Below are 10,072 nucleotides of genomic sequence, written 5' to 3'. Positions count from 1 at the left end.
GCGCCGGACGACCGCGGCTGCACACGGTCGACCTCCTGCAGCGCGAGCACGTCGGCGTCGAGCTCGCCGACCGCCGCCGCGAACCGGTCGAGGTCCACGCGACCGTCCTCGTGCGACCGTCCGTGCTGGACATTCCACGTCGCCAGGCGCACCACAGCGGCTACCCCGTCCCGATCGCCGCCAGCCGGATCGTGCGGGTCCGAGAGGGACCGGCGGCGACCCGGATGCGTCAGAAGGGCGGCTCGTCGGGCCAGCGGTCGTCGGGCGGATGCTCGTCGAGCGGATAGTGAGGTTGCCCCGTGCGCTCGCCGGGACCGGGTCCTCCGCGAGTGTCGGCGCGGGCGCGCACGCGGTCGGCCGTGGCCCGGGCCGCGTCCGTGAGGTGACCGTGACGGTTCCGCCGCGGCTGCCCGGGCGGGCCCGCCGGCCGCGGTGCTCCGGGCGGCACGCCGGGCAGCCGGCTCGTGGCGCTGCTGGTCCGGGGGACCGGATCCGGCAGCGGGTCGTAGGGCTCGGCGGCGACGACGTGGACCCGACCGGTGGGCGCGGTCCACTCGAAGTGCCCGGGTCGGGGCTGGGCCACCGACCAACCGGTCGCGGGGTCGTGCTTGAACAGGTGGTCGCGCCGGCAGCACGCTCCCAGCCCGCCGGCTTCGGTCCGGCCGCCCTCGGTGACCGGGACGGTGTGGTCGATGTCGCAGCCGACGGCGTCCGCGTCGCACCCGATGGCACGGCAGGTGCGGTCCCGGGCCTGGACCCAGGCACGCAGGGCGGCGCCGGGGAACCTCCGGTGGGCTTCGGCGCGGGTGTGCGCCGGGTGCTCGTCGGTCGGCCGTTCCCGGGCCGCGGCGAGCGCTCGGGCGGCCCGGGTGAGCAGCCCGAGCGCGTCCCCCGGCACCAGGGCATCGTGGAGACCGGTCCCGGCCGGCAGGTCGAGGGCGGGCTGCTCGGCACCCAGTGCGAGGTGCAGGGCGTCGAGCTCGTCCGTGTAGGCGGTCACCTCGATGACCTGGTGGCGGCGTTGCACGGCGTGCGCCGGCGGCCGGCCGGTCCGGGGCGGCCGGGTGGTGAGGACGTACTCCAGGGCGCCGCGGCGGTCGTACAGGACCAGCCGCCAGGTCGAGAGGGTGCGCCTCCAGGCCATGCAGACGGCGACCTGACTGACGACCGGACCCCGGCCGGGAATCTCACCGGGCCGACGGTCCAGGCCGAGTACTGTTCCCAGTCCGAGCCGCAGCGCCACACGCGCCGGGAACACCACCCGCCATTCAGCATCAGCCTCGTGGGCAGCCGAGTCCTCGGCGCAATCGCCGGAGCCATGAGGGCCGTGGTCGTCGCAGGGGCCGCCGTCGTCGGGCTCGTCGTGGTCCGGGGCAGAACCGTCGTCGGCGGGGCCGCCGTCGTCGGGAGCGCCGTCTTCCGGGTCGGAACCGTCGCCCGCGGGACCGCCGAAGCAGGTGACGACGTGCTCGACGACGTCGCCGTCCCACATCCCGGCACCCTCCGGGCCGGTGAGGGTCAGCATCACCTCGGACTCGATCGGCCCGACCGGCGCATCCAGCCCGGCCCGGCGCAGCCGGCGGGCAACCATCCGCCCGAGGGCAACGATGCGATCGTGCGCGTCCTGGGCGGGCTCCTCGGGCAGATCCAGCCCGCACAGCTCCGCGGCCCCTGACGGCGCGATCCCGAACGACACGCGTCGGCGGGCGATCGCGGCCGCCCGACGCGCCGCGGCCCATCTCGGGTCCACGGCCTCGGCGTTGGCCTCGATGCGGTGGCGCAGCGCCCGGAACGCCAGCTCCGGCGCGGCGGGCAGGACCCGGTCGACGACCTCCCGGGCCTGCTCGGTGTCGAGGTCGGCCAGCATGGTGGTGAAGAAGCCCGCCTTCTGCTCCTCGAGGCGACCGTCGGCCATGGCGTCCCCGAGGGCGGGCAGACGCTCGAGGACCTGGCGGGCGAACTCGAGGCGCTGGGCCGCGTAGGCCTCCGACCACCCCAACCACGCCGCGATGATCTTCGCCGCTCGCGGCCGGTCGAGGACGCGCTCGGTGGTGCCCGCTCGGGCCCGGGAGGTCTCGAGCATCCAGCGGGCCTGCTCGTGGCTCGCCCGGTTCGCGTGGGCGAACCAGGCGCTCATGCCGGCGTCGACCCACTGCCCGGGCAGGGTGGCCGGGTCCGCGGCGGCGAGCAGGTCGGCCGGGGGAACGTCCGCGGGATCGTGGAGATCCTCGGGGTCCGGCCGAGGCAGGTCGGCAGCGGCAGGCCGGGCGACGTCCTCGTCGTCGTCCGGGCCGCACTGCCAGCCCACCATCACCGTCATGCCCGCACGATAAAGCGGGGGTCTGACAGTCAGACGGCGACGAGCGCACCCCGCAGGATCGCGGCGAGCGCGTCCCGCCCGGGGCCCTCGGCCCGCGGCGGACGCCAGCCACTGCGGTAGACCGCCGCCGCGAGCGGCTCGACCTCGTCGAGGCACTCCGGTCCCGCGAGCATCGCGAGGTAGGGGCCGAGCGCGGGCCCGATCGCCGGGTCCACCGCGGCGGCGGCCATGACGAGGTCGGACGGGAGGCGGCGGGTGAGGTCGACGTCGAGCCCGGCCCAGCGGTCGAGCATGGCGGCGTCCATGCGCACGTGGTCGGCGACCCAGGGCCGCATGTGGACCTCGCACCACGCGTCGAAGACGACCGCGACGTCCCCGGGGTCCGCACCGTCGTCGAGCAGCCGCAGCAGCTCGCGGGCCTGCATCAGCGACGTGGTGATGCCCCGGCCGAACATCGGTGTCGTCGTGCACACCGCGTCGCCGACCGCCACCAGACCGCGGCGCACGGTGCCGTCCGGAGCGGCCTGACCGCGGTAGTGGTTGATCAGGGCTCCACCGGCGAACACCGGGGTGATCGGCTCGGAGCGCTCCGGGTCGGTCCAGGCGTCGAGTCCGGGGATCGTCGCGCACGCGGCGTCGAAGGCCGCGTCGTGGCGCAGCAGAGCCAGGTCGGGGTCGGCGGTGGGGCGCACGATCAGGATGGAGAACACGCCGCCCTCGTGCCGGAAGACGATCACCTGGTAGCCGTCGAAGTCGGCCTGCCACGCGAGCGGGTTCGTCATCGGGCCCGGGTCCGCGCCCGGGCGCAGGCGGTACTGGCGGTCGACGTAGGCGACGCCGGTCCGCCCGGTGAGCGTCGGCGCGGCCCACAGCGCGCGGGTCGCCCGGCCGGCCCGGCCCGAGGCGTCGATCACGAGGTCGGCCGGCAGGTCGTGGCCGTCGACGCGCAGGCCGGTGGCGCGGGCTCCGTCGAGGGTCACCGCATCGACGTGGCCGCGGCGCAGCGTGAGCCCGGGGGTCCCGACGACAGCGGCGCGCAGTGCCCGTTCGAAGGTCTCCCGCCGGGAGCGCATGCCGCCGGGGATGCGCTCGCCGTCGGGCAGCGTGAACGTGATCGGCTCGGCGCCCGCGGCGAGCCACCCGTCGTAGGCCCCCGGGATCTCGGCCTGCAGCGCCTCCCCGATCTGCGGGCGGAACCCGTGGGCGTGGTGGAACTGCATGACGCCGCGCCGGTCCCACCCGCCGTCGGGATCGGGCCCGGCGTCGCGGTCGACCGCGGTGACCCGGTGCCCCCGGCGGGCGAGCGCGGCACCGAGGAAGAGTCCCGTCGGGCCGGCGCCGATGATCGCGATGTGCATGCGGGCCTCCGGTGCTATTTTGGTTGCACGCAGAGTGCATCCGAATGACGGGGCCGTCAAGACACGAGGAGGTCACCGATGAGCGAGGCGGCGCCGCGTCGTCCGTACCGCTCCGACCTGCGGGCCCGGCAGGCGCGCCGGACCCGTCGAGCGGTCGTCGACGCCGCGATCGGCCTGTTCGTCGCGCACGGCTACGCCGACACCACGCTCGACGCCGTGGCCGATGCCGCGGGCGTGAGTCGCCGGACCGTCGTCAACGCCGTCGGCGGCAAGTCGGCCCTGCTGTCGCTCGCGTGGGACGTCTCGCTCGTCGGCGACGACGAACCGGTGCCGATGGCCGAGCGGCCGGCCGTGCTCGCGATCCTGGCGAGCACCGACCCCACGGAGTCGGTGCGGCTCTGGGCGGAGATGACCGTGGACGTCGTCGCCCGCGCCGCGCCGATCGGACGGGCGCTGGAGGCGGCGGCGGACGTGGACGCGGACGCCGCGGCCCTGCTCGCGAAGGCCGACGCGGAACGCCTCGAGGGAGCGCGCGCGTTCGCCCGACACCTCGCCTCGATCGGCGGGCTCGCGTCCGGCGTGACCGTCGAGCGGGCGGCCGACGCGTTCTGGGCCCTCGACGACGGCGCGTCCTACCGGCGGCTCGTGCTCGAGCGCGGCTGGTCGACGGCGGCGTACGGGCACTGGCTGGAGGGCCAGGCCCGGGCGAGCGCCGACGCCACGACCTCCCCGTGAACCGGCACGTAGCGTGGGTCCGATGACGACGAGGAGCCGCTCGACGGGACGAGTGCCCGGTGCGGGCTGGGTGCGGCCGTGGCTGCAGCTCGTCGAGATCTCGGTGTCGGCCCCGGTGGTGATCGCCTACCGCACGGCCCGCCTCGCGACAGGCGGCTGGCCCCCGGACGCCCGGGAACGTCGGGAGCTCGTCCGCATGGTCCGGGAGAAGGCCGAGGCGTTCGGTCGGGTCGCGACCGTCGCGGTGACGACGCCGCCGAAGGACACCGCCCGGCTGGTGGGCGGCGTCGTCGCGCCGGTGCACCGCACCGTCGTCTCGAACCGCAGGCGGCTCAGCGGGCACTGAGCGTCCTGGAGATCGCGTCGGCGACGGCGGGGCGCGGGGGCAGGATCGGGGCATGACCACACGCGCCGACCACGATGCCCTCCTCGCCACCAGCCGCCTCGGCGTGCTGGCCACCATCAGGGCCAACGGCCTCCCCCAGCTCTCTCCGGTCACCCCGTTCTACGACCCCGACGCCGGGACGCTGCAGGTGTCGATGACCGAGGGGCGGGCCAAGACCGCGAACCTGCGCCGCGATCCTCGCGGCGCGCTCGAGGTCACGTCCTCCGACGGCCGGTCCTGGGCCGTGGCCGAGGGACCGGTGACGCTCACCGGTCCGGGCACCGACCCGCGAGGTCCGGAGGTCGAGGCGCTCGTGTCCTACTTCCGCGCCGCCGCGGGCGAGCACCCCGACTGGGACGAGTACCGCGCGACGATGGTCGCCGACCGTCGGGTGCTCATGACGATGACCGTCGAGCGGGTCTACGGCGAGCGGATCTGACCGCGCTAGCGGTCGACCGGAGCCACGTCGGTGATCTCGACGTATCGCGCACCCAGACGGCGCAGCAGGGTGCGGAGCTTCCGGTTCGGGGCCACGACGGTCAGCGGGATCCCGCTCCGCTCGGCGTCGCCTGCGACCGCGGGGACGGCCCACAGGCCGAGCTCGTCGTCGGCGACGACGGCGGTCAGGTCGAGCACGACCGCCTCCGGCCGGGCGCCCAGCGCGCTCTCCACGGCCTCCCGCAGCGTGGCCGCGGTCCCGGAGCGCAGACTGCCCCGCAGCCGGATCACCGCCGTGGACGTGTCGCGGTCGACCACCGCGTCGAGCTCGCCCCCCGACGACCCCGCCTCCCGGCCCGGGCGATCGGACGCGGAGCACCGCGAACGCGGTGGCGGTGCTACGACCCGTCTGGTCACCATCGACGTGCCCCCCTGGTCTTCGCCCGCGCGCCCCCGGGGCATCCGGGGGTGCTTGGGCATCAGGGTCCGGGACGCCCGCGACCAGCACCCCGCTCCGCGCTGCGGTCGGACTCGCAGCGCGGCAGAGGTGGCGGTCGGCGTCCCTGGACCGTAGGCCGATCGGCGACCTGTTGGGTAGCCGCCGTTCGCGGCCGGACGCTACGACGGCCCGCTCGGGAGGTCACGGTTCGCCCGTCCGCGCTGGGCTGTCCGAGCGACGTCGGGGCCGGTCGGCCGCAGCCGGCCTCACCCAGGTGCCCCAACCGCTCGGCGGTGCACGTGTGCACACGTGCGGGAGTGCTTGTGAGCACAGGCGCACCGGTGCCACTGTGCACGTTCGGGGGAACGACGCCGGCCGACACGCCGACAGTCGGGTCGGGGGTGCGGTCGTGCGGGTGGCAGTCGCCAACAACAAGGGTGGGGCGGGCAAGACGACCGCCATCGTCGGGCTCGCCGAGGCCCTCGCCGCACGGGGTCGCCAGGTGCTCGCCGTCGACCTCGACCCGCAGGCCAACCTGTCGCGCCGGCTGGGCTACGGCGAAGCCGAGCTCGGCTCCATGGTCACCGCCGCCGAGGTCGTGGCCGCCCACCAGAAGGGCTGCGCCGCCGACGCGATCGTCGGGTGCCGCTGGACCATGCCCGCCGCCCGAGGGGTGGCCGAGCGGATCGCGCTGCTGCCCGCGCGCTACGACCTCGAGGCGCGGGTCGCCGAGGCCGGTCAGCTCGGCTCCCACGAGCGCATGGACCTGGCGCTGGTCGGGGTCGCGGAGGACTACGACGTCGTGCTCCTGGACTGCCCGCCCTCGCTCGGGCACCTGACCCAGCTCGGGCTGGCGGCCGCCGACACCGTCGTGCTGGTGCTGCGCCCGGAGTACGACCACCTGCAGGGCGCGATCCGGGTCCGCGACTTCGTCGCCACCTACCGCAGGCACCTGGGCCGACCCCGCCTCGACATCGCCGGCGTGATCATCAACGAGCACGACCGCCGCCGCGGGCTCCACGCCTGGCACACCGACTCCGTCACCGAGACCTTCGGGTCCCTCGTGTGGTCCCCGCCGGTCCCGTCCCGGGCGGTCCTGGCCGAGGCCATCGACGCTGCGCAGCCGCTGCGGGCCCGCGGCGCTCCCGCCCGCGCCCTGATCGAGACCTTCTCCACGCTCGCCGACCAGCTGGAGGCAACGACCGATGCCCGCGCCTGACCCCCGACCGCCCGATCGACCGCCCCCCGCTTCCGGGCGCTCGCCCGGCGGGCGCCTGCGCCCCGAGCCGACGTCCGCGCTGGCTCCCTCGCCCAGCCCGCTGATGTCGATCCCCGACGAACCGTCCCGCCCGGAGGCACCGGGAGCCGGACCCAAGGGACGGCGACAGCACCACCGCCACGGGAGTTCCGTCGTCGGGGACACGGCCGAGGAGCTCGTGTACCTCTCCGGCCGGGTCCCCCGGGCGCTGCGCGACGAGCTCCACATCCGCGCGATCGAGGAGGGCCGGCCGGTGGTCGACCTGCTGCGCCACGCGATCCGCGCCTATCTCGATCACGCCCGCGGCACGCCCCGATGATCAACCCGGAGTGACGGTGTTCCGGACCCGGACCCGCTCCGGAACCGTCGTCGCGCACGCGTGCACACCTGTGAGTAACTCTGTGTATGCCTCCGTGTGACCGTCCATCCGGCTCGCGCCGGATACGGCCGGGCGCAGCAGGCCGCCACTCTCCCGGCCCAGGGAGCTGCGTCCACCCGGGTGGTCAGGACCTGGCGCCGACCGGTCGGCGTGCTCCGCTCATTCCGGGCCGATGCCACGGAATAGTGCCCACCGGGGCGCCGCCCACCTAGTGTGGCGACGTGACCAGCGACGAGCCCCGTACCGACGCCGAGATCGCCGAGCGCATCGACGCGAACGCCGCGGAGGAGCACGAGATCCGCAACCGCAGCCACGGCTCGATGAGCGACGCCGACGCCGACCGCCTCAAGGCGCTGCAGGTCGAGCGCGACCGGCTCTACGACCTCAAGCGGCTCCGCCAGGGCAGGCGCGACGCCGGCGAGGACCCGGGCGAGGCGCACGAGCGTGACGCGAGCGTCGTCGAGAACTACCGCCAGTAGACCGGGCGCTCAGGCGCTGCCGACCTCCTCCAGCAGCGACGTCCAGAACCGCAGCGCCGCGTGCTCCATCTCCAGGCCCAGCCGTAGCGTGATCATCCGCTTGGCCACCGCGTCGAGCGAGGCGTAGCGCTCCTGCATGTCCTCGTACACCGCGATCCGCTCGCGGTGCGCCGCCACCTGCTCGCGCGCCAGCCGCTCGACGTCCCCGGGGTCGCCGACCTCGTTGAAGAAGAGCTTGAGCTCCGCGATGTCGCGCATCTGGAAGTGCTCGGGCGTCGGTTCCGCGAGCCATGCCGTCAGCTCGTCGCGCCCGGCGCCGGTGAGTCGGAACGTCCGCCGACGGCGCCCGCCCTCCTCGGTCTCGGCCTCGAGCAGTCCGAGGTCGACCAGCCGCTGCGGCTCGGAGTACAGCTGCGCGTGCGGGAAGTGCCAGAAGTAGCCGATGGATCGACCGACGGCGCGCTTGAGGTCGTAGGACGTCGACGGCCCGCGCAGCGCGATCGTCCCCAGGACGACGTAGGAGGTCGGGGAGAGCCGGTCGGCCACGTCGCGGAGCGTACCGATCCTTGCCGATCCGCCGTACACTCCATACAGTCCGAATCAGACGGTATGCAGCGGATCATGATCGGAGGCGGGGCGATGGATCTCGCCACGGCGTGGGACTGGACCGTCGAGCGGCATCCGCGACGGCGGGCCGTCGGCGGGCCCGCCCCGATGACCTGGTCGGAGTGGGACGCCCGGACGGCGCACCTCGCCCACGCCCTGGCCGACCTCGGGGTGCGCCGCGGCGACCGGGTCGCGCTCGTGCTGGCCGGGGGCGAGCCCGCCGCGTCGCTGCACCTCGCCGTCCAGCGCCTGGCGGCGGTCGCCGTACCGCTCTCGTCGCGCCTGGGCCCCGACGAGCTCGTGTACTGCCTCGCCGACGCCGGGCCCGCCGTCGTCGTCTCCGACGGCACCACCGCCGAGCGGGTCGTGACGGCGTCCGGCGACGCCCGGGTGCGGCCGCACGTCCACCGCCAGGTCGCCGAGATCGAGCGCCTCGCGGCCCCGGCACCGGACACCCCGCCGCCCGGCCGCGCCCCGCGGCCCGACGACGTCAGCGTCATGCTCTACACGTCGGGCACCACCGGGCGCCCGAAGGGCGTGCCGCGCACGCACGCCGCGGAGCACGCGGCCGCCGTCGCGCATCTGATCCAGACCGGCGGGCGGCCCGGCGAGGTCGCGCTCGGCGTCATGCCGCTCTTCCACACCATGGGCCTGCGGACCCTGGTCGCGACGGTGATCGCGGGCGGGACGTGGGTGCCGCAGGCGCGCTTCGACGCCGCCGAGGCGGCCGAGCTGGTCGCGACCGAGGGCGTCACGTCGCTCTACCTCGTCCCGACGATGTTCTGGACGCTGCTGCGCGGGGCCGACCCCAGCCGGCTCCGGTCGGTGCGGCGGCTGGCCTACGCGGGTGCGGCGATGGCCCCCGCCCTGGCCGGGCGGCTGGTGGACGAGGTGGCCCCGGACTCGTTCGTCAACCACTTCGGCTCCACGGAGATCTACACGTTCTCGATCGGCCCGGACGTGGCGGCCAAGCCCGGGTCCGCGGGACGCGCGGGGGTGTTCAGCCGGGTCCGCGTCGTCGACCCCACGCCCGGCGCCTCCCCCGATGCGGTGGTCGGGCCGGGCGAGCAGGGCCAGGTGGCCGTGTCGATGGCGAGCCCCGAGGCGTTCGCCGGCTACTGGCGCCGTCCGGACGCGACCGCGAAGGCCGTCCGCGACGGCTGGTACTTCACCGGCGACCTCGCCATGACCGACGACGACGGCGACCTGTGGGTCGCGGGCCGCGTCGACGACATGATCAATTCGGGCGGGGAGAACGTCTACCCCGACGACATCGAGGCGGCGCTCGTCGCGTGCCCGGAGGTCGCCGACGTGGTGGTCGTCGGGCTGCCCGACGAGCGCTGGGGCCAGGCGGTGACGGCGTTCGTCGTGCCGGCGCCCGGGGTCGGTCCCGACGAGGCCGTCGTCGCGACCGAGCGGTGGGCCCGCGCCGGCCTGTCCTCGCTGAAGCGCCCTAAACGCGTGGTGGCCGTGGCCACCGTGCCGCGCTCGGCGGTGGGCAAGACCCTGCGACGCGTCCTCACCGCCGGCGAGTTCGACGCGCTCGCGGACTCCACCGTCCTGGAGGTCCGCCGGTGAGCTGGACCCCGTCCCGCGACGAGGACGCCGCGCTGGTCAGCGGCACCGGCGCGTTCCTCGACGACCTCGACCCGCTGCCCGGCACGCTCGTCGCCGC

The 10,072-nt window shown here is 75.3% G+C and carries 12 protein-coding genes; 7 read left to right on the top strand and 5 right to left on the bottom strand.

All coding sequences use genetic code 11. The features are described from left to right. The 3 genes from VGI02_RS29180 to VGI02_RS25005 form a co-directional block, all read right to left on the bottom strand. Nucleotides 1-152 (bottom strand): endonuclease/exonuclease/phosphatase family protein (locus tag VGI02_RS29180; RefSeq protein ID WP_414638374.1); only part of this gene is annotated, 152 nt, incomplete at its 3' end. A 77-nt stretch (nucleotides 153-229) separates the two neighbouring features. Beyond that, entirely contained in the window at nucleotides 230-2,320 is a 2,091-nt protein-coding gene (locus tag VGI02_RS25010) for a DUF222 domain-containing protein (protein ID WP_331632023.1), read from the bottom strand. Between the two features lie 29 nt (nucleotides 2,321-2,349). Beyond that, nucleotides 2,350-3,678, bottom strand: a complete 1,329-nt coding sequence (locus VGI02_RS25005; RefSeq protein WP_331632021.1) for an FAD-dependent oxidoreductase — start codon at nucleotides 3,676-3,678, stop codon at nucleotides 2,350-2,352. 78 nt (nucleotides 3,679-3,756) lie between these two features. Between VGI02_RS25005 and VGI02_RS25000 the strand changes: the two genes are divergently transcribed. Genes VGI02_RS25000 through VGI02_RS24990 form a run of 3 tightly spaced genes read left to right on the top strand, consistent with a single transcriptional unit; the run spans nucleotide 3,757 to nucleotide 5,237 of the window. Next, the gene (locus VGI02_RS25000) at nucleotides 3,757-4,413 is read left to right on the top strand and encodes a TetR/AcrR family transcriptional regulator (RefSeq protein ID WP_331632019.1); all 657 of its coding nucleotides are present in this window, start codon (nucleotides 3,757-3,759) and stop codon (nucleotides 4,411-4,413) included. Between the two features lie 22 nt (nucleotides 4,414-4,435). Next, entirely contained in the window at nucleotides 4,436-4,759 is a 324-nt protein-coding gene (locus tag VGI02_RS24995) for a hypothetical protein (protein ID WP_331632017.1), read from the top strand. A 52-nt stretch (nucleotides 4,760-4,811) separates the two neighbouring features. Next, nucleotides 4,812-5,237, top strand: coding sequence for a PPOX class F420-dependent oxidoreductase (locus VGI02_RS24990; protein ID WP_331632015.1), 426 nt, complete (start codon nucleotides 4,812-4,814; stop codon nucleotides 5,235-5,237). A 5-nt stretch (nucleotides 5,238-5,242) separates the two neighbouring features. Here VGI02_RS24990 and VGI02_RS24985 read toward each other — a convergent pair whose 3' ends face one another. Continuing rightward, complete coding sequence (locus tag VGI02_RS24985) at nucleotides 5,243-5,554, bottom strand: STAS domain-containing protein (protein ID WP_331632013.1); 312 nt, start codon at nucleotides 5,552-5,554, stop codon at nucleotides 5,243-5,245. A gap of 530 nt (nucleotides 5,555-6,084) precedes the next feature. Here VGI02_RS24985 and VGI02_RS24980 point away from each other — a divergent pair. From VGI02_RS24980 to VGI02_RS24970, 3 genes are all read left to right on the top strand, one after another. Further along, nucleotides 6,085-6,894, top strand: a complete 810-nt coding sequence (locus VGI02_RS24980; RefSeq protein WP_331632011.1) for a ParA family protein — start codon at nucleotides 6,085-6,087, stop codon at nucleotides 6,892-6,894. A gap of 217 nt (nucleotides 6,895-7,111) precedes the next feature. Next, entirely contained in the window at nucleotides 7,112-7,252 is a 141-nt protein-coding gene (locus tag VGI02_RS24975) for a hypothetical protein (RefSeq protein WP_331632009.1), read from the top strand. A 281-nt stretch (nucleotides 7,253-7,533) separates the two neighbouring features. Next, nucleotides 7,534-7,791, top strand: a complete 258-nt coding sequence (locus tag VGI02_RS24970) for a DUF2630 family protein (RefSeq protein ID WP_331632006.1) — start codon at nucleotides 7,534-7,536, stop codon at nucleotides 7,789-7,791. 9 nt (nucleotides 7,792-7,800) lie between these two features. Here the strand turns inward: VGI02_RS24970 and VGI02_RS24965 are convergent, their stop codons facing one another. Beyond that, entirely contained in the window at nucleotides 7,801-8,337 is a 537-nt protein-coding gene (locus VGI02_RS24965) for a PadR family transcriptional regulator (protein ID WP_331632004.1), read from the bottom strand. A 75-nt stretch (nucleotides 8,338-8,412) separates the two neighbouring features. Here VGI02_RS24965 and VGI02_RS24960 point away from each other — a divergent pair, with 75 nt between their 5' ends. Continuing rightward, complete coding sequence (locus VGI02_RS24960; RefSeq protein WP_331632002.1) at nucleotides 8,413-9,975, top strand: class I adenylate-forming enzyme family protein; 1,563 nt, start codon at nucleotides 8,413-8,415, stop codon at nucleotides 9,973-9,975. Nucleotides 9,976-10,072: the final 97 nt, after the last annotated feature.

This window comes from Actinomycetospora sp. (assembly GCF_036497245.1).
Classification (GTDB): domain Bacteria; phylum Actinomycetota; class Actinomycetes; order Mycobacteriales; family Pseudonocardiaceae; genus Actinomycetospora.
The sequence above is the reverse complement of the archived record's forward strand: the minus strand, read 5'-3'. Positions and strand labels throughout refer to the sequence as shown.